This window comes from Lysinibacillus sp. EB271-A1-10B (assembly GCF_058791335.1).
Genome location: NZ_JBYTDL010000009.1, coordinates 17,118 through 37,212, shown reverse-complemented (window position 1 = coordinate 37,212; position 20,095 = coordinate 17,118). Strand labels below are relative to the sequence as shown.

20 protein-coding genes, 1 pseudogene and 1 other annotated feature are annotated in these 20,095 nt (G+C 35.1%); of the genes and pseudogenes, 4 read left to right on the top strand and 17 right to left on the bottom strand.

Going from position 1 to position 20,095, the window contains the following annotated elements; all coding sequences use genetic code 11:
* Window positions 1–28 precede the first annotated feature (28 nt).
* The 5 genes from AC3WSK_RS13410 to AC3WSK_RS13390 all read right to left on the bottom strand — a co-directional run bounded on the left by AC3WSK_RS13410 (window position 29) and on the right by AC3WSK_RS13390 (window position 5,652).
* Entirely contained in the window at window positions 29–211 is a 183-nt protein-coding gene (locus AC3WSK_RS13410; RefSeq protein ID WP_079560905.1) for a hypothetical protein, read from the bottom strand.
* 223 nt (window positions 212–434) lie between these two features.
* Window positions 435–1,793: an aspartate kinase gene (locus AC3WSK_RS13405; protein WP_079561153.1), complete on the bottom strand. Its 1,359-nt coding sequence runs from the start codon at window positions 1,791–1,793 to the stop codon at window positions 435–437.
* An 828-nt stretch (window positions 1,794–2,621) separates the two neighbouring features.
* Complete coding sequence (locus tag AC3WSK_RS13400) at window positions 2,622–3,959, bottom strand: sodium-dependent transporter (protein WP_079560904.1); 1,338 nt, start codon at window positions 3,957–3,959, stop codon at window positions 2,622–2,624.
* A 432-nt stretch (window positions 3,960–4,391) separates the two neighbouring features.
* Window positions 4,392–4,613 (bottom strand) — a binding site (T-box leader).
* A gap of 359 nt (window positions 4,614–4,972) precedes the next feature.
* Window positions 4,973–5,374 (bottom strand): GNAT family N-acetyltransferase, encoded by a 402-nt coding sequence (locus tag AC3WSK_RS13395; protein ID WP_492413956.1) that lies wholly within the window; start codon window positions 5,372–5,374, stop codon window positions 4,973–4,975.
* Window positions 5,368–5,652, bottom strand: a complete 285-nt coding sequence (locus AC3WSK_RS13390; RefSeq protein ID WP_492413958.1) for a hypothetical protein — start codon at window positions 5,650–5,652, stop codon at window positions 5,368–5,370. Before AC3WSK_RS13390 ends, AC3WSK_RS13395 begins: the two co-directional genes overlap by 7 nt.
* Before the next feature lie 353 nt (window positions 5,653–6,005).
* Between AC3WSK_RS13390 and AC3WSK_RS13385 the strand changes: the two are divergent.
* Both AC3WSK_RS13385 and AC3WSK_RS13380 read left to right on the top strand, forming a co-directional pair.
* Window positions 6,006–6,371 (top strand): annotated as a pseudogene (locus tag AC3WSK_RS13385) (DUF2750 domain-containing protein); the annotation flags it as partial.
* 12 nt (window positions 6,372–6,383) lie between these two features.
* Entirely contained in the window at window positions 6,384–6,950 is a 567-nt protein-coding gene (locus tag AC3WSK_RS13380) for a DUF4256 domain-containing protein (RefSeq protein WP_492413960.1), read from the top strand.
* Between the two features lie 256 nt (window positions 6,951–7,206).
* Here the strand turns inward: AC3WSK_RS13380 and AC3WSK_RS13375 are convergent, their stop codons facing one another.
* The 3 genes from AC3WSK_RS13375 to AC3WSK_RS13365 form a co-directional block, all read right to left on the bottom strand.
* Window positions 7,207–7,422, bottom strand: a complete 216-nt coding sequence (locus AC3WSK_RS13375) for a helix-turn-helix domain-containing protein (RefSeq protein WP_492413962.1) — start codon at window positions 7,420–7,422, stop codon at window positions 7,207–7,209.
* A gap of 10 nt (window positions 7,423–7,432) precedes the next feature.
* The gene (locus tag AC3WSK_RS13370) at window positions 7,433–7,909 is read right to left on the bottom strand and encodes a DUF2975 domain-containing protein (protein ID WP_492413964.1); all 477 of its coding nucleotides are present in this window, start codon (window positions 7,907–7,909) and stop codon (window positions 7,433–7,435) included.
* Window positions 7,910–8,172: 263 nt separating this feature from the next.
* Window positions 8,173–8,997 carry a DNA alkylation repair protein gene (locus tag AC3WSK_RS13365; RefSeq protein WP_492413966.1) on the bottom strand — a complete coding sequence of 275 codons (825 nt, stop codon included), beginning with the start codon at window positions 8,995–8,997 and terminating at the stop codon, window positions 8,173–8,175.
* A gap of 256 nt (window positions 8,998–9,253) precedes the next feature.
* On the opposite strand from AC3WSK_RS13365, the gene AC3WSK_RS13360 reads away from it, so the two are divergent.
* Window positions 9,254–10,207, top strand: a complete 954-nt coding sequence (locus AC3WSK_RS13360; protein ID WP_427484319.1) for a TRM11 family SAM-dependent methyltransferase — start codon at window positions 9,254–9,256, stop codon at window positions 10,205–10,207.
* Window positions 10,208–10,817: 610 nt separating this feature from the next.
* Here AC3WSK_RS13360 and AC3WSK_RS13355 read toward each other — a convergent pair.
* Complete coding sequence (locus AC3WSK_RS13355) at window positions 10,818–11,978, bottom strand: cytochrome P450 (RefSeq protein WP_492413968.1); 1,161 nt, start codon at window positions 11,976–11,978, stop codon at window positions 10,818–10,820.
* Between the two features lie 1,247 nt (window positions 11,979–13,225).
* On the opposite strand from AC3WSK_RS13355, the gene AC3WSK_RS13350 reads away from it, so the two are divergent.
* Window positions 13,226–13,462: a hypothetical protein gene (locus AC3WSK_RS13350; protein ID WP_492413970.1), complete on the top strand. Its 237-nt coding sequence runs from the start codon at window positions 13,226–13,228 to the stop codon at window positions 13,460–13,462.
* Between the two features lie 38 nt (window positions 13,463–13,500).
* On the opposite strand, the gene AC3WSK_RS13345 is transcribed toward AC3WSK_RS13350, so the two are convergent.
* The 8 genes from AC3WSK_RS13345 to AC3WSK_RS13310 all read right to left on the bottom strand — a co-directional run bounded on the left by AC3WSK_RS13345 (window position 13,501) and on the right by AC3WSK_RS13310 (window position 19,994).
* The gene (locus tag AC3WSK_RS13345) at window positions 13,501–13,617 is read right to left on the bottom strand and encodes a hypothetical protein (protein WP_139376953.1); all 117 of its coding nucleotides are present in this window, start codon (window positions 13,615–13,617) and stop codon (window positions 13,501–13,503) included.
* A gap of 294 nt (window positions 13,618–13,911) precedes the next feature.
* On the bottom strand, window positions 13,912–14,298 hold the full coding sequence (locus AC3WSK_RS13340; RefSeq protein WP_079560895.1) for an SET domain-containing protein: 387 nt from the start codon (window positions 14,296–14,298) through the stop codon (window positions 13,912–13,914).
* An 82-nt stretch (window positions 14,299–14,380) separates the two neighbouring features.
* Complete coding sequence (locus AC3WSK_RS13335) at window positions 14,381–14,590, bottom strand: hypothetical protein (RefSeq protein ID WP_197143105.1); 210 nt, start codon at window positions 14,588–14,590, stop codon at window positions 14,381–14,383.
* A 607-nt stretch (window positions 14,591–15,197) separates the two neighbouring features.
* Complete coding sequence (locus tag AC3WSK_RS13330; RefSeq protein WP_079560893.1) at window positions 15,198–15,515, bottom strand: thioredoxin family protein; 318 nt, start codon at window positions 15,513–15,515, stop codon at window positions 15,198–15,200.
* 289 nt (window positions 15,516–15,804) lie between these two features.
* On the bottom strand, window positions 15,805–16,821 hold the full coding sequence (locus AC3WSK_RS13325) for an aminoglycoside phosphotransferase family protein (protein ID WP_492413974.1): 1,017 nt from the start codon (window positions 16,819–16,821) through the stop codon (window positions 15,805–15,807).
* Window positions 16,818–17,885: a ribosome small subunit-dependent GTPase A gene (gene rsgA / locus AC3WSK_RS13320; RefSeq protein WP_492413976.1), complete on the bottom strand. Its 1,068-nt coding sequence runs from the start codon at window positions 17,883–17,885 to the stop codon at window positions 16,818–16,820. Before rsgA ends, AC3WSK_RS13325 begins: the two co-directional genes overlap by 4 nt.
* Window positions 17,886–18,418: 533 nt before the next feature.
* Window positions 18,419–19,258: a CPBP family intramembrane glutamic endopeptidase gene (locus tag AC3WSK_RS13315; RefSeq protein WP_492413978.1), complete on the bottom strand. Its 840-nt coding sequence runs from the start codon at window positions 19,256–19,258 to the stop codon at window positions 18,419–18,421.
* A 136-nt stretch (window positions 19,259–19,394) separates the two neighbouring features.
* The gene (locus AC3WSK_RS13310; RefSeq protein WP_427484325.1) at window positions 19,395–19,994 is read right to left on the bottom strand and encodes an NDxxF motif lipoprotein; all 600 of its coding nucleotides are present in this window, start codon (window positions 19,992–19,994) and stop codon (window positions 19,395–19,397) included.
* Window positions 19,995–20,095 lie beyond the last annotated feature (101 nt).

Here is a 20,095-nt window from a genome sequence, read left to right as displayed (position 1 = left end):
TGCCACAATTCAATTTCGCAATATTTCGTCATTGTCTTTGTTTTAAAGTTTTAAAACGAACGACGGATCCCGCAATAATAAATATCCAACCAATACCGATATAGACAATTTTCATTGTTTTAGTCGAGGACGGTAAAATATCCATGATCGTCAAACAAACAAATAGTATGCCAATCATTGATAGAAGCATACCAATCGATAATTTTTTCAAAAGAAAAACCTCCAATCTGTGTACGCCCTCGATTTTACCGTATTCTCGTCAAAAAGAAAACACTAATCCGTTTCAAGGATTAGCGTTTATAACCGCATTAACGAGCAGTATTTTTTCTGTACCACCTCTACCCATTCATTAAGCGAAGGCTAACTGCCCGTGAACACTAATTAATAAGTGGGGATGAAGAACTCCCCACTTTTAAAAGTTTCACTATATATCCTTACACTCTCACATGTGCAAAAAATTCCTCATAAAGTGCTTGTAAAATTTGGTTTTCAAACTCTTGTTGCACTCCGAATACTAGACTAACTTCAGATGAACCTTGATTAATCATTTCTATATTTGCACCTGTTTTAGAAATCGCAGTTGCAGCACGTGCCGCTAAACCTGTATTATTACGCATGCCTTCACCTACGATAACAATCATCGAGAAGCCATGACGCATTTGCACATCATCTGCATGTAACTCATTTTTCACACGAGAAAGAATTCGTTCTTCATTTTCTAGTGTAATTTGGTTTGAACGCATAATGACAGAAATATCGTCTAAACCAGACGGTGTATGTTCATAAGAAATATTTTCATCTTCCAAAATTTGAAGAAGCTTACGTCCAAAGCCTACTTCACGATTCATCAAATATTTTGACACATATAAAGTTGAAAAGCCACTGTCTGCCGAGATACCTGTAACTGGACGTCCTGTAACAGAGCGTCTTGGTACGATACGAGTACCTGGGGCTGATGGATTATTTGTATTTTTTATGTTAACGGGCACCCCAATCTTGTAAACAGGCATTAACGCTTCATCATGAAAAACCGAAAAGCCTGCATAGGATAATTCGCGCATTTCGCGATACGTAATTTCTTTAATTTCCACTGGATCATTCACAACTTTCGGATTCGCGGAGAACACACAGTCCACATCCGTAAAGTTTTCATAAAGCTCTGCTTCAACAGCAGCTGCTAAAATAGAGCCTGTAATATCAGAACCACCGCGATCAAATGTACGCAGTATGCCGGCTTTAGTGTAACCGAAGAAACCAGGGAATACAATAATTTCCTTGGTATTTTTTAGTGGCGCTAAATTGGCATAAGCCTCTGGTAATGCATACGTGCGTTCAGGTAAATCATTGACGACCAAACCTTCTTTTGGACTTACATAGCGTGCCGGCATACCGATGGAATTAAAATAAGCTGCGATTAGCTTCGCGTTATTGTCTTCCCCTGCCGCTTTGATGCTATCGATAAATAATTCCTCATTCGATTTATCACCCTGTACACGTTCACGTAAATCTTCAGCGATCACATCACAAATTGTATAATCTAACTCCAAACCATCCGCAATCGCCATAAAGCGATTTACAACGATTTGCAATTCTTTCTCAATTTCTTCATTTTTTAATGCTGCCATTGCTAAGTTAATTAATAAATCAGTTACCTTTATATCGTCACCAGAACGCTTCCCTGGTGCAGAAACGGCTACGATTTTACGTGCCGGATTAGATTTTACAATGTTTGCTACTTTTTGAATTTGTTCTGCACTTGCTACAGATGTTCCACCAAATTTACATACGATCATAACCATCAAATCCTAACTTTTTAAATTAAATGTATTCCTCCAAAAAACAATTGATTGTACACAGTGTACAAATTATCATTCCCCACGTCAATACAATTTAAAAAATTCACGCAATTAATCGACGGAAAATGGACAATTTTCACACTGTTTGATTTATTATACGGATTTCGTATGAAATAGTTAAGGTTTTTGCAAAACTTTTTCGTAAAATTCCAATATTCGTACAAATATTTGTCTGAACTAGCTGAATTCATCTAATTTATAGAATTTTTAATGGTGTATCTGACATGTCAAAACGAACCACGTCTTTTCGAATTTATATGGATATCAAGATGAACAATTTTAATTGTATAAAGTTGTATCACTTCAACAGCAGGATGTTGATTTATTACAACGACAGGTCGAAACTCTTCGCATATGACTTACCCATTTAGAGACATTATTTTCAATCGTCGTAATAAAATCAAGTGACGAAATGTACCTCAATCAAGAACTCTTTTATACTTACTTATATTTAACATTTGTAATAAAGTATTTTGCAGCAAACTTGATTGAATTGTAGTGACTTTCTTCTATATTAATTGAAGAAAACGCTTTCTCCATTATGATATGCTGAAAAAATTGTGATGTTTGTGCTATTAATGAATGATGTCAAGCTATTCTTTTTTTTGTTTTTTTATCTGTTTTAAACAGGGATTGCTTTGATTTGCGAATGTTTGTGCTTTTCTGTGGAGGGCTGTATTCGTAGGAATCGGAGCAGTTCTTTAGGTGACCTAATTTTATAATGAAAAGGCCCTAACATAACGATATGCTAGGGCCTTCTGTATGTTAAATCACGCCAATTACATTTAAAAATACGATAATAATTGCAATCGGTGCTATATAGCGAAGTAAGAATAACCATAATACAAATAATTTATAGCCTTTATTTTTACTTACACCCAGTTCATTCATTAATACATCTTTCTTCATTTTAAACGGTACGAAGATCGCAACTAATAATACACCGAGCGGCATTAGAATATTACTTACTGAATAATCTGCTAAATCAAAGATTGTTTTTCCAAATAGCGTCACATCACTTAGTACGCCATATGATAAAGCCGATGGAATCCCTACAACAAAGATTAGTAATCCTACAATCAATGCCATTTTTTCGCGTTTCCCTTTACCTTTTGTCGTTAAAGAAGCCACGCTAATTTCCAACATGGAAATGGCTGATGTAATCGTTGCAAAGAAAAATAGTAACAAGAAAATAATGAAGAACACTTTTCCAAATGCCATTTTACTGAAAATTGCTGGCAAGACAATAAATAATAGACCCGGTCCTTGAGACGGTTCCATTCCAAATGCGAATACTACCGGGAAAATAGCAAGCCCTGCAAGCAATGTAATAACAAGCGTTAAACCGACAATAGAAAATGCTGAACGTGGTAAACTTTCTTCTTTCGGTAAGTATGAGCTATACGTTACCATTACGCCTACGCCGACAGATAATGAGAAGAACGATTGCCCCATCGCATATAAAATAATTTCAGATGTAACATTTGAGAAATCTGGCTGTAAGAAGAAACGAACCCCTTCTCCTGCTCCATCTAGTGTAAGAGCACGAATAATTAATACAAAGAATAAAACAAATAGTGCTGGCATGAAATACTTATTCACTTTTTCAACACCGTTTTGTACACCTTTACTTACGATAAAAATAGTCATAAGAATAAATAATAGCTGTGATCCAACTGCTAAAAATGGATTAGCAATGATTTCAGTAAAAGTTGCTTCGTAAGAGCCATTGCCTTCCCACAGTCTACCTGTAATCGCATTCCATAAATATAATAAAATCCATCCTCCAACAACACTGTAGAATGATAGCAATATGAAACAAGTGACAATCCCTAATTTACCTACCCACGGCCATTGCGTTTTTGGAGCAATAGTTCTATATGCTTCAACAGCCTCTTTTTGTGTACTTCTTCCAATAACAAATTCCGCCAATAATAACGGTAAACCAATTAGTAAGGTAAAACCGATGAAAATAAGGAAGAACGCACCGCCACCTCCAATACCGGCCATATATGGGAACTTCCAAATCGCACCAAGACCTATCGCTGAGCCCGCTGCAGCTAAAATGAAACCTAATTTCGATGTCCATTGCTGTGAATTCATCTCTTTATCTCCTCTCTACTTCTATTTCTTTGTTTATAACAATTCGGTTTTTATTTATATTGGTTTAGCGTGACTCCTTTCTCTTTCAACCACTTCCTTCAAAGCTAGCGATGATAAAAATATCGCGGTACCAACCTATTCAAAAAAAAGGTCCCTACGAAAATACGTAGGGACGATTTAATATCGCGGTACCACCCTAGTTATGAAGTTACAACAGGAATAATGCCTTAATAAAAAACGCCCCTACGCAGATACGTAGGGACGATTTAATATCGCGGTACCACCCTAGTTATGAAGTTATAACAAGAATAAATCCTTAATAAAAAACGCCCCTACGCAAATACGTAGGGACGATTTAATATCGCGGTACCACCCTAGTTATGAAAATACAACAAGAATAAGACCTAAATAAAAAACGTCCCTACGTAAGTACGTAGGGACGATATATATCGCGGTACCACCCTAGTTGTGAAAAATTCTTCACCACTTTATTTGATAACGGTATTCACTACCGTCTTCCACTTCCTCACAACATGTGATTTATGAAAGATGCTCCAGGTCGAAATTCATGATCATCTATATACTGATTCGCACCAACCATCAGCTCTCTGAAATAGGGAGATTTTCACTACTTAATCCTATCATTGCCCAAATATTAATTTTCCGAATTGATACTATCATTTTTATCACACATAAAAAAAAGAGTCAATAATTTTTTGAATTTTTATGTATTATCCTCTTATTTTTTGCTATAAAAATTCAAAATATGACTTTTGAATGAATTGTGTTTAAAGTTTTATATTTTAAAGTTAAACTATTTGATCATTAATCCTATAAACCAACAAAGGTATTTTTACTACCTTTATCGGGAAAATCGCATGGAAATATAGAGCAATACGACCATTAATACATCATGGAGAAATCCAGGACATAGCGCCGTTATACTCAAAGTAATCACCCCACCAAAATAGCCCAATCACCGTGAGTATTGATAACATTTTTTCCTAGAGATCCTATTCTACTAAGGATTCTGTTATTTTCCCATTTAGATTTTTAATCGCCAACATTGAATTATCCTGAATGATTCCTGTATCTACGAAACCAAATGAAGCGTATAATGTTTTAGCTATGACATTACTTGTTCGATAAAAGAGGGTCACATATTCTGCTTCCCCATATGGCATATTTTCAATATCCATCAACATTTTTTCAAAGGCAAGTCTGCCATATCCTTTCCCCTGGTAACTCTTATCAATCATAATATGCCAAATAAAATAGCTCTTCTTCCCGTAAAAAACTTCATTTTCAAATGATTCATGATCCAACGTATCATAAATATACATCAAAAATCCAATCGCAACTCCATCGGCATAAATGGCAATGGGAGTCGCTGGTATCCCGTCTGCGTTCAACATATGAGCGTCTGCAAAGCTTCTGAGGTTAGTAGTTTGTACAAAGTCTTTCTGGTTTCTCCAACTTCAAGTGCTATTACCTCATCAATGTTATCCCCGGTTATTTTTCGAAATTCAATCACTTTTTTATCTCCTCCCCTAAGACAAACCACTTTCTCTTCATTTGCTTTCTCTTGGTTGATATCGTCGTTATATTTGAACTTAATCTTTCCACTCCCCTTGTAACTTATGATAAAACCCCTTTTTATCTTTATTCTACCATAAATTTCAAGTTCTTCCACTCTGACTATAACTCTACCTAATCATTTCTTTGGTTTTCTTGTTTTCCATTTAACACTAGAAACTACTTTCCTTCACAAACGCACATTCACGTCCCTTTACAACCACCATCAATAACCAATTCTGTACCTGTCAGAAAGAGTAATTCGTGAGATGACATTTAACAACATTTAGAAAAATAATATATAGTAATTTTATATTTTTTTTGATATCTTTTTTAGGATGATACTTTAAAGGAATGGCCTATATGAAACTAATTAAACGATTTATTTTAAAGCGTCCTGCAGAAAAGCGACTTGCCTATTTTTATGGGATGGTAGCAACGGATGAATAAGTATGATTACTACGTGACGAAAATGGCGACATGTTATTATTCGAAGACGAAGACGGCTATCCATTTGTACTTCCTGTTTGGCCAACCCGAAGCTTTGCTGAAATGATGGCTGCTAATTTAGACGAGACATTTGAAGCATTCAACCTACCACTTTCGATTTTTCTAAACGATTTAATTGTTGATATTGAAAATGACAGTGGTGCCATATCGATTTTCCCAAACGAAAACGATACAATTATTCAAACTAGGGATGAAATAAAGGAAATGATTCGTATTTTATATCAAGCCGAATACTTCATGTTAAATGGAGAACTCTATCATAAGAGAAATAGAATTTTTATTGAACTACCTGAGCAGTTCTGTCCAATTATGAGTAATAACAATTAGGAGGAAACTAATATGACAAATGAAAATAAAGAGTTGTTACTAGAACAACGTGAGGAACTACTCAGAACTTTGAAAGCGCGTTTTGAGAAAAATATGAACCGCCATAAAGATTTTGAATGGACTGAAGTACAAGCTAAGCTCGAAGCTAATACTGAAAAACTGTGGTCACTTAATGAAATGGAAGGAACGGGCGGTGAACCGGATGTTGTTGGCCATGATGAAAAGACGGGCGAATACATTTTTTATGATTGTTCAGCGGAAAGCCCTAAAGGTCGCAGAAGTGTTTGTTACGACCGTGAAGCACTGGAGTCAAGGAAAAAGCACAAACCAGAAAATAGCGTTATTGATATGGCGACTGCCATGGGCATTGAACTTTTAACGGAAGAACAATACCGAGAGCTGCAGAAACTTGACATTTTCGATATGAAAACGTCGAGCTGGGTGCAAACACCTGCTAATATTAGAAAGCTCGGCGGGGCCATCTTTTGCGATTATCGCTACGACACTGTTTTTGTGTACCACAATGGTGCAGATTCTTACTATGCCGCAAGGGGCTTCCGCGGCTCGCTAAGAGTCTAAATTTTTGTTCTCATAACATTAGGACTAACCAAAATTGGTGAGTCCTAATGTTTCTCTGCTTATTGGGGAAATGAAGGTCAAGTTTGGACACGAAACATGGATTCATATTTAAGTGCTATTTCGTATTGGTATCCCCCTATTTAATAACCAATACGAAATCAATTTTTTCTTCAAAACTATTTAACCTTTACGAGATAAAGAAAAGGTTTCTAGCTCATTACGCCCTCATTTGTAAAGAATTTGTTGGCTATTGTTCTTAAACGTCTTTGTCACTTGTGTATTCTAAAATATCTCCAGGCTGACATTCTAAAGCCTTACAAATCGCCTCTAAAGTTGAGAATCGAATCGCTTTTGCCTTTCCATTCTTCAATATAGAAAGATTAGCCATTGTTATTCCAACTCTCTCCGAAAGTTCTGTCACACTCATTTTCCTTTTGGCCAACATCACATCAATATTGATTATTATTGACAAATTGAACACCTCAAATCATTAAATCATTTTCTAATTTTAGATCGATGGCTTCTTTTAAAAGCTTTTGAAGAACAGCAGAAAAGACTGCGATTATCATTGAAGCGAAGATAGGGACCATTCCGATAATTATGAGACCTGGAGCATCATCTGTCTCTGCTGCAAGATAAACAAATGGCATCATTACCACATATAAGGCACTAATTGTGAGTGCACAGTATTTTATTTTCTTTAAAGCTCTTACAGAAATATTAGAGAACGCTTTGTTCTTATCAATGTAGCTTAGAAGTAGGTAAGCCTGATATAACGCCATGAAATACGGTATTACTGATACATACATAATAATTATACCAGGATATAGTATATACCAGTAATCTGGATTTGCTAGATTATTAGCTAACCAAGATAAGCCAAATATACCCAAAGCAAGAACAGGAGCTCCCATAAGAAAAACAGCTATTTTTAAAAAGAGTGTTGAACCTCGTTTCATAAAAAGCACCTCGCTTATTTAATGTACGTTTGATTTTAAAACACTAATTATCGTTTTTCAATAAAAAAATATCAAAATTCATTATTTCTTTATTGAAAACGCATCATTTAATCCTCAACTCTGCTCCTGTAAGTAATTAACTACAATAAAAAGGGAGTTCAATCCATTTTGGATTAGCTCCCTTAATCAATAAATATTATTCATGATGTGTGGCTATTGTTTAAAGGATGGTTTGTTGGCTTTACCGTCGTTGAACATCATCCTTATGTTTTTACGATTGTTCTTTGAGCCTTTTTAATGACTCTCTCAGTCGCTTTAGTTGGAGATGCTTTTTGCCATTCTTCACAAAGGTTTTCTACCCACTCTGGTTGAGTTTTACTAGCATCATTTAACCAGTTGCCAACAGAATCTTGAACATACTTTGACGGATCTGATTTAAGTAACTGTAGAATAGGAAGTGCGATTTGCGGCTCTTCTTTTAATCTTTCAATATGCTTTGTCCATACCCCGCGAGGACGGATTGATTCTAAACTAAACCTACGAATGTTTTCATCTTCACTTTTCGCCCATTCCGTTAACAAATCGACACTACTCTCAATATTAGCTGAAAGATTCTCCCTAATTGACATCCAGGCAATTTCACGGACACCAAAATGATGATCTGCTGCGAAAGAACGGATATACAATAATTGCTCTTCTAAAGAATGATCGTTGTTTTTATTCATAAACGCTGCCCAACATCGGACACTATCAGATACATGAGTGGAACATATTTTGATTAGCTCCTCTTTTTTTGTCTCACTTTCACCCATCATGACTGTATCTAATAAACTCCCTATTAAACGTATAGCCTTCATGCCCGTTTCTACTTTTTGCTTCTCTATCTCCGTTAGTATAAATTCTAATTTTTCCTCTAGCCCAATTGACGGTAGCACATTTTTTACTAAAGTAATATGGTGAACAGCTTGCCATTCCGTTAAATTAACACTCTCTATTTTCCCTTGATTCAACAACATTAAAACTTCACTCGGGATATCGCTAGCCTTTCTAGCTCCCTTTCTATTTAAAACGTCTTCTTTTACAATCATTTAACACCCTCCTGTTGTTGTGGTTATTAAATCCGACCTACTCAAAATAAATGTCTATTTTTATATTATTTTTTCTTACAAATTATTTCCACTATTCTCTCTAATTAATTATGCCTCGTCATAATTGCGAATCAATATTGATATTGAGTGGCTTGATAGAGACACCTATGATACGATTACCAAATAACAACTTCATTTGTTTTTTATGAACATTAGTGAAATCAAGTGAACAACAACTTAAAAGGATGATAATCAATTGAGTAACGAACAAAATAACAGTAAATTTATATACACATATGTACATCATGTTGATGAATACGATCTGTGCAGAATGGAGATGCGTTCATTTTTTAATCTTGATTCCCAATCAAACTATATAATAAGCCCTATTAAAATTGATCCAAGCCGTAGCCCATTTATGCAGGACAGACTTGAAGTACTATTTGAAGATAACAGTATAGAAAACATCAAGACATTGGTGAAGGATTTAAAAGTAAAGGAAGCAACTTATAAAGTTGTTTGTTTAAATAGTATGGATATAGGTGAAGAGAAGAAAATTCATCTGCCAGAGCGTCGATTAATAGAACGCGAAGTAGGATTATGCATCGATGGCGAACCAGAACTAAATGAGCCTGAAGTTGTATTTGGTCTTATTTTAATAGATGGAAGATGGTATTTTGGAAAGCATATGAAGAGTGAATCCATTTGGCATAATCATTTACACAAGCCACACAGTTATTCAACGGCACTTAGTACTAGAGTAGCTCGTACTGTTGCAAATATCGCAGTTCCTCAGCCTCAAAATATTCGTGCGATTGATCCTTGTTGTGGTATAGGGACAGTAGTAATTGAAGCCCTTTCTATGGGAATTAATATTGAAGGGCGCGATATAAATTACAATGTTTGTCAAGGTTCCAGAAAAAACATCACTTATTTTGGATTAACAGGCAACATTACATTAGGTCCAATCTCCGAGGTTAAGGAACATTATGATGTCGCGATAATTGATTTACCTTATAACTTATTTACGCATATTTCAACCGAGGATCAATTTAATATTCTACAACATGCTCGACGCATTGCCGATAAAGTAGTTGTCGTTACAATTGAAACAATTGATGACTTGATAGAAGACGCAGGTTTTGTTATATCTGATCGTTGTGTTGCTAAAAAACAATCGTTTTTACGTCAAATTTTATTATGTGAGTAAAAACCATTATATCCGCTAGCTTGGAAATAATATGCCCATTAGCTTCCAATCATCTCTAACAATAAAACAGCTACATAAAGCAGACAACTATCTAGATTTCTGTTTTCCGCCTGTCGAATTAGTTATATTCTTGTGAATCTGCGTGTTATAATTAGTATTGAAGATGTATATAAAATATATAAGACGCATCGCTTCAAAGGCGATTTGCAAATTGATCAAGTAAACCGACTCACATGCTTGGGAGGCAAGGGCGGTTTACTTTTTTTGTGTAAAAGTAAACGACAATGCAATTACTGAAACTATAAGCGATGAAAAACTTATAGCAAACACATTCCTCACTCCAAAATTCAAATAAGAATTACTCGATATCGATATTATCATGCGCTTTTTAAACTGTTCCCTCATTCATTTTAATTACAGTGTTTCATCGAATAACTAAAATATATTACTACCCCAAAGATTATCCATATACTTTGTCAAAGCCATTTTTATATACAAATAGACCGAGCATAGAAGATGAATGCCCGGTCTGACTACATGCTTCATATAAGTGATTGTAAATAATACTATCACTACTTTTAATAAAATAACCATTCAGTGTATAAGAGAATTAATTAAATGAAACAGGTAATACATCTATACAACGTACAGTAGCCGTATTGCGTCGCTTAGGTTCCGATACCAGTTCTAAACGTCTATGCGATTCGAGTAAACATACTATTAATTGTTGAATTGCTAGTTTACCAAACAAAGTCCCTACACAAGAATGCGGACCCCAACCGAAACCAAGATTTGGTTTTGCAGAACGATTAAGAATAATTCTATCTGGGTCGGGATATACTTCAGGATCTCTATTAGCAGCAGCAAGTAAAGTTAAAACAATCTCACCAGGCTTAATGATAGTATCCCCAATTTTAGTTTCCTCAACTGCAAAACGACTTGTTCCAGTTGCTGGTCCATCATATCTAATTAATTCATCAACTCCAGAGTCAAGTAACTCTTGATTTTTAAATTGATCAAGAATATCTGGGTGTTCTAACAGTACAAGTAGAGCATTACCAAAAGATGCATATAACGTACCAAAGCTTGCAGTAAACATTGTGCCTGTAGTATTACGCACATAATGTTCTGGTACATTAGCTTTCTGACTATTTTTTCTTATATAAGATAAAATTCCAGGCTGTTCTTCTGCTGCCAGCCATCCTTCAACAAGTTCGTTGAGTTTTTTTCTTGCTGAATTACCGAGTTCCGCATTCTCTGGTACTAATCCGGAGTCCATCTGATAAGCAATAGCATCAGATATTTCTACAATAGATTCTAAGTCTGGTTCTTCTATGCCTAGCAAAATACACGTTAAACTTAATGAAAGCGGAGCTGAAACTTCTTTCATAAAATCAAATTCTTTATTAGACGCTTGTTTTTTGTAAATATCCTCAATTAAATCATGAACTCTGCGTTTAATACTTTCAATATCCTGAGAATTAAAAGCTTTTATCATTAGATTACGTAACGGCATATTCGCGGGCGGATCTAAAGTTTGAAGGTTATTTTTTATATCAGGAATTTCAACACCAATACGTCGCAAATCCCTAGCAAACAATTCATGATTACGAAGAACTTCTCTACAATCTTCATATCTGGTTAGAACCCAAGATTTCATACCTTCATGCCAGAAAACCGGGGAATTTTCACGAAGTTGATGGTAGATCGGATATGGGTTATTTAATGTTTCCGGATCCAAGGGATTATACTGTAATTCTGTTTTTGTCATAGCGGTTCCTCCTACATTTTTATGGTAATATCAGTAAATTTTTTGTAATGTAAGTGTAACTTATATATACAAAAAATGGAAGTATATTTTCTGAATTAATATTATTTTGGGAATTATTAAATATTGTATTTGAAAATTTGTAAATATCATTTTCGTAATTATATACTTCTTCAAATTGGGTATTTTTAAATCTAGCATATAGAGGACGAATAACAGTTGAATTTTTTAATTAAAAATGAATCGTAATCTTTAAAGCTCTAAAAGCATTTATCATATTATCACCTGTTTTAACATTATAAAAAGACAGGGAATAGCCCTGTCTTTTTGTAATCATAATTGTTAGCATGTACAACCGTAATAATTAATAAGTTGAATTACATTTTTCTTTACTAAGTATTAATAATTCCATTGCATATAAATTACCTCCTTTCAATGTATTTTTAATCTGCTTTTAATAATTCCATTGCATATAAATCACCCTCCTTTCAGTGTATTTTTTAGGCTACTTTTAATAATTCCATTGCATATAAATCACCTCCTTTCAGTGTATTTTTTAGGCTTCCTTTAGGTTTGTTATTTAATAATCCTATATTCAAGATGTGATTTATCAGCTGTTACTTCACCTTTGGCTAAAAGCATCAAGTAAGAATATTTACACAAAAAACCTATTTATCACATCGTTTGTTTAAAGGATTGGAAACTTAAATTTCGAAAAGGTACAATTAAAAAGTTTAAAAGAAGTAATTCACAATCTAACATCCTATTAATTCTTTATTTTCTATAATATTACATATTACACACTTATCTTGAAACTCCTTCTATTTTTGGAAATTTTTTTATTTTTTAAATCTTTAATTGATATAGAGGTTTAAAGACAAATTAGATTGTAGTATTGCATAGCAGGACGGAATAAATTAAAAACTTATTAATGGTTTGCGAATTTGAAATTGCAGAAAGATTGATTTTATCTTCATTTCATCATTAAATATTTCATAAAATTACCAAAGCTAATACTGACAGGATTTGAAAACAAAGGATTAAGGCAAAATTAAAAGGCATGAGTCCGATACATATCGAACCCATACCCTAAACGCTGCCTAATGAAATAACCGTACCTAACTTTTAGGGGTCACTTCATTCTCATAAAAAAGCATGCTTTTTGTTATTTTTCTATTCAATTTAAACCCTCTGGCATGTAATATTAGGGATTACTGTTTCTCCATGTAATAATTTTTATTAGGGATTATATGACTGAAGATCAAAAAGCAATGATTGCAATGGTAAAACACGCAGATTACGAGAGAAAAGATGAGCTATTAGCAATTCTTATGAACTCTTTAATAAAGTTTGATAAAAAATGTGACTCTGCTAATAAACCAAACTACCATCAAGAATTCATTCATTTACAAGAACCCATTCCCATGAGGAAAAATGCTGAAGCGTTAGAACCTGTCTTAGAGCATTCTCAGATTTGTAAGTCATAAGAAAGCCATTTTGAGGACTTCCTCCCCTTCAACTTCATTCATTGCCCATTGGTTAAATATACTCCAACATTCCCCTTTTGAACCGGCACATAATTGATTAAAGGTTTTGGAGTAAGGACGACACCTGCAGTATGAGTTGACTTATTACGGACCAATCCTTCTAATCAGCAACATGAGAAGAAAAGTAAATGACAAGGCAATTACTGAAACTATAAGTGTGGAGTAACTTATAGCAACCATAATTGCTTCAAAAATAGTCATTGGTATCAACTCTCCTTACTCTTCAATAGTTTGAAGAAAATATGTGGAAATTTGGATTACCAATCGCCCAAAAATCTCTTTCTAGTTACCCTCTTATTAAAGTATAACTCCTTACCTGACTGGCTAATAAACTCAATAACTTCAAAATAAAAGCGTCAATCCTTCTCGGATTAACGCCCTGATTTATTTTAATCTTCTTTTTCCTGATCAAACCACAGTAGCTCTTTATCATCAACGTCGCCATTATAATTGATTAGAATTTCATCTCCGGCTTTAATGTCCGTATAAGCAAAGAAGTCAAAAGTTTGGTTTTTAAAATTAATCTCATAAGTTGCATTAGGTTCATAAGAATGGTTAAACAACATACCGTAACCAAGCAGGATAGCAGTTCGACCGATCCCATACTCAAAAGCGTAGTCAGCGAGTAATGTTTGCTCAATGTATTCATGTTGTTCATTTGGGTAAGAAATGACAGGGGCTTCGTGCAAAAGCTGTCCTTTTTTGATATCACACGTTGCAAATACCCCTCTATTGAATTCTCCATCACTTAATGGAGATGTTTTGATCTCTATCATGTTTGTTCTCCTACTCACTTTTAAAATATTCTTTGCAGCTGTAAACATTAGCTAGTTCATTTAAACACTTCGTTTATATTGATTAGCGTGATTCTTTTGGCGGTTGGCAAACGTCACATTTACGTTGATGTTTATTTTTAAACTTTGTAAATGTTTTTTCAAACTTGCTACCACACGCACATTTTAATAATAACTTTTGAGAAAAACCGTGATATTCAGTCGTTAGCAACTTACTTTCCGAATTAGTCTCAACAAATTCTTTAATTTTTTCAATCGTCCATTTTTTATTCAATCTTTTACACCTCTATATTTTATCTCTATGCGGAGGCTCTCATGGCATCCGTTCAGTTATAAGGAACGTCTTAATTACCTTAAGTTACTCATTATAACACGAGCTGGTATATAATCAAAACTGATTAAAAAATTCATATTTGACTAACAAACATTTATGTATATCCCCCTGTTTTTTTTACGGTACTTTTAATGATACAAGCGCCATCTTCCCGGAATTCGAAAAGACTTCATACACGCTATTGGAATACACATTTACTCCACCATTATTCCTTTTGGAAGTTTATAACATATATACTACCACTCATTTTAATTAAAATTATTATGGTATTCCTGATTATGTGAAACCTATTTTTGTTTATGAATATATAATATTTTTCGGAGTATATTGATTACATCCATCTACTATACTGCCACGTTTTCGATTATATTTTCTACGATAATGTTCGTTGCAATTAGTTTCTCATTATATTTAGAAATCAAGTCAAACAAGCAAGAAGAGTAATCTATTTTGCTTGTCTGGCTTGATGATTATTATCGTAAAACATTCACCACGTTAATTTTTATTTTTAGATGTTCATCCAAAAGTTGTACTTCTGTTTAACAAATCATACTCCAATCATTTGCTTTAGTTGTTCAAATGGCACATATCCAATAATTGGTTCACGTAATTTATTATGAATAATCAATCGAGAATGAGGAATTCCCATTACCTTATATTCTGCTGCAATATCTGGGCTTTTTTCAACATTCACCCGTATAATTTTCACCTTACCACTGAATTTTTCATTCAGTTCTTTAAGCACCCCTTTGAACATTTTACATGGGCCACACCACTCAGCCCAAAAATTTATTAACACGATCTTTTTAGTTTTTAAGTGTTCTCTTAATTCTTCCTTTGTTGTTACTTGAACAATTGACATCATTCGTTTCCTCCTTTGTGAAAATAAAAATCTTGAAGTTATAATATGCTTATTATTATGATTAGACCCTACTCTTTCCCTTTAACACACAATAAAGCCCTTTAATAGGATCAATGTCCACGTCCCGTAAGTTCTACCCCTGGCTACTGATAGATTAAATCTAAATAAAAAAAGTTCAACCAGAAAAATCTGATTGAACTATATAATACGAATACCTCCGTAAATTGAATTACATCTCAATTCACAGACTTTCATCCAGTTGTATACATCTAATACACAATAGTTATATTTTCTACATATTTCTCATCTCATAGATTTTTTGCAAAGTACTAAGGTGCATTGATTTATCTTCGGGAGACGTAGCGAATTTATACCACTCCACAAGCCTGTACCCGAACATAACAAGGATTAGTTCATAGATACAATGATCGGATACATTGGACATATCCGCATATTCCGAAAAACCTCTGTAATATGCTGGAATGCATTTTTGGTAGTATTCAATCATATGACTGACGTCCGCTTCATCAGTTATTAAACTCGCGATATCCTCACCCATGTGCCCCCATCCGGCGGTATCCCAATCGATAAGTACAATTTTACTGTCCGAATAGAATATGTTTGCCACCCAAAAATCTCTGTGGCAAAGCACTATTGGTAGCTTTTCAATTCGACTGAATATTTCGTCCGCATTGTTATCTATGTCTATGAGCATTTTACATAGATGCTTCGGGATTTCACAGTCATCTGAGCGTATATAATCATACAAAACATTCCATGACCGATAATGCAGATAGTAGTTCTTCGTATACTCAACCTTGCTTAAATTGGGCAAATTATGCAATACATTTGGTCGTTCAGTATACAACCTGCCTTGAAATCTCCCCAATTCTTCGGCTATACGTTCATACATTTCCACGGTTAGATCTAAGCCTGACACACCATCAATATATTCCATCCACAGTTGAATCTCATCGCCATTTATTTCGGTGTGATAACACTCCGGCCAACGGAACGAATCGAAGAAAACCTTTTTGAAATCCGATGCATAGAGGTCGTATTCCCTATGCCATGAATCCGGATCACTGTAACGCTCAAATTTTTTCTGTGTTTTCCAAATCATCTTATACGGCAGACTTTCACCTTCAGAGGTTTCAGCTATACCTGTTACAAGGCGAACACCCCCTATTGTCCCACCTTGCAACTCTTTAAGTTGATAATCTGCGCGGATTATCGTCTTGCCTAGCATTTTACTCAAAACAAGCGCCAGTATTTCGGGCTTTACAACCTGTTCATCACATTTGTTCATTTCTTGTATCCTCCCTTTTTACCCTTTTGTCGCATGGCAATAGACTTTTGCATCGCCCGTTTATCGATGAGATACCTCGATTTATCATCTACAAACCTGTTTTCTCGCATCTGCACAAGGTAACGCTCCCATTGCTCTGGTGCCAATGATCCATCAGCAAGGGCAGCAAGAACAGCGCAGCCCGGCTCCGTCTGATGGCGGCAGTCATTAAAACGACACTGTTTGAATAATTCCTCCACATCGTTAAATCCTGCACTGATCCTATCGTCCGCACCGAACAGCCCAAGTTCACGCATACCAGGCGTATCAATAACCATCGCACCGGACGGAAGCATAAAAAGCTGACGATGCGCTGTTGTGTGCCGGCCCCGACTGCCTGCCTCTCGGATAGCCTTGACAGTCATCACTTCCTGATTCATTAAGGCGTTTAGCAACGAGGATTTTCCCACACCGGACATGCCGAGTAATACAACGGTTTTTCCTGGTCGCAAATATTCACTCAACTCGTCTAAACAACTCCCTGTATGGCTGGAAACTGCGTGTACTGGGACATCAGGAGCGGCTTTTTGAACTTCAGCTAACGGTACGCTGAAATCCGGCACAAGGTCAGCTTTTGTTAAGATTACGACTTGCTGGCTGCTGCTCTGTCGTGCTTGTGTCAGATAGCGCATGATGCGGCTGACTTTGAAATCCCAGTTTAGGGATGACACGATAAATACGTAATCAAAATTCGTTGCTACGACTTGCTCCAGTATAGTTTTGACATATCCTGCTGCATGTCCCGAATAGTCAGCGCGGGAAAATTTCGAGCGGCGAGGCAGCAAATTGGCAATGCGTGAAGCACCATTTTCGTTGAATTGCAGAAATACAAAATCGCCAACGCATGGAAAATTCTCCCGAGTCACCGCAGTATGATAGAAAGTGCCCTTCAATACAGCCGTCACTTCTCCTTGTTCGGTGATGACGGTATATTGGTCTCGCTGTAGTTCCGTAACCCTTCCAGGTATTAAACCTATCGGCGGTGTTTCGACTGCGATATAGCCGTATTGTTTCAAATCAATCAATGAACCGCCCCTCTCCAAAAAATTAAAATTGTTTTTGGGCATAAAAATACCGCGAACAAGCAGCCTCCTAAGAAGCTGCTGTTTCGCGGAGAATAGCCAGAAGTCGACTATAATTAAAAAGGAATACGACTTTCATCGTATCCCGCTAACAGCAGTATTCACGAAAGGTTACTGTTTACGGCATAGCAAAAAAACACGGGTGATATTCCCGCTTGCTCTTATGCCAAGCTATAATAAAAGATTGGCATTCACTATGCTCGATATTCGGTTAAGTTAAAACCACCAATATGATATAAGTTGTCATTAATAACATCCCCTTTCATAGGAAAAACTTGGAATATAATTCACTTCTACAGTGTGCCATAACCCTTCACTAGAAATCAACAGAAAATTTCGATTTTATAGAATTTTGTCGGTCAGCTACCTCCCCAACTCAATGCCACAACTACCGCATATAACATGCGAAAAGCCACCTTCGTTCTCGATTTGAAGGTGGCCACTCGTGCCGAAGTTACTCGGGAATCCCACCGCTATTAGTCACCTTGTCCCTTTAGGGGTTGGAGTCTAAAGTTTGTCTCTTTCTGTCCATACAGTACATTCTTTGGATTAATAATGATGAAAAAAACCGCTACAACAAAATATAAAATGGCGTTATACATGATTAAATCTAGTAAGTTTCCGTTTATTAGCCCTATAAAAAAATTAAATAATTGATGGATTATGATTGGGATGACTAGATTCTTATTTAAGTTATAAAATGCTGTCATGACGATTTTTATGGAAATGAGTGCGATCATAAAAAATAGAATATATTTGATTAAATCTAGTCCCATAAGCCCTGATGTAAACCATATTGGTAGATGCCACATCCCCCACCAAAACCCTATAATAATTGAAGCCATTAAAGGGGTATACCTCTTTTGAAGCTCAATTTGAGCAAAACCTCTCCATCCAAGTTCTTCTCCTAGTGGCCCTGCAAAAAGGTTTCTAAAAAAGAAATAAATCAGCATCCACGAAGATGAGATAGTAATAATAGAGTCTACTTCACTATTTTTCGATACGAGAAACAATATGATCAAAAATATCAATGCTTGAATCATAACCACGGTTAGAATCACAGAAAATTTAAGTTTACTGTTAAATTTATCTTTTACAAATCGAATTATACTCTGTCCAGGATAGATTTTTTTGAATAATAGTACAAAAGCAAACGTTGAGGACCAAGCTGATACACAGAGCATGACATCAAAAATCCATTTAGGGAGTTCCATCATGCTGATGACTCCTACAATACAAAAAAGTGGCAAAAAAATGATATTGGTTAGTAGAATAAAACTGGCTACTGGTTTTTTTAGTTTCTTTTCTTTATTCATGCATATTCCCCGCTTCAAACTAGAATATCTTTAGCTTAAACCTAGGGGTTGCTCACAGGTCAATACTTTTACCACCAAATAATTCGACGAAAAAAATACCCTTCAAAAACAATGAAGGGTAAAAAATATATTCTTTCTATTCATCAAAATATGTAGTTTTTATATTTTTCTCGTCTAAAAACTTTTCAATTTTTAATTGCTGCCTTCCATTCGCTTTAGAAAAATGCTCTGAAGCAAAATCTGATATCTCTGTCAAACTACCATTTTCAACCGCTCCAACAATTTCCTCTTCAAATTGAGTTAAAGTTTCCCTGATGGATGAAACAAATTCGTAAATTGTCTTTGAAGGTTCTTTATAATCTTCAGGGATCGTATTATTACTTAAAAAATCATTGAAATTCGCATCATTCTTTTTTCCTTCATCCATTAATTTTTTTAATTTTTCCCGATCTGATTCATTCGCAACCTCATATTTATAAACGATTGTTTGCATTTCTTTATCGATTACATGACTATAATCCATATACTTTTTTATACTTGCTTTCATTTCATCTTCACTAATAGTTTCATTCTTTTTAGTAGAAACAAATAGATCGTCTGGAATTTTAACAGGTACATTGCTAGCGGTATTTTCCTTACTTTCTTTATTGCTTTCTTTAGGCATTGTATCGTGTGAACAAGCATACATGACCACAATTGTGAATGCCATTACTACATATAAAGTAAATCTTTTCATTATAATCTCCTTTTCAATTCATTAAATATTTCTAGTATTGTAAAGCTATTATTGCCAGCACCCTTATTCGAACATCTCGAATCGTCTATAAATGAATTAAT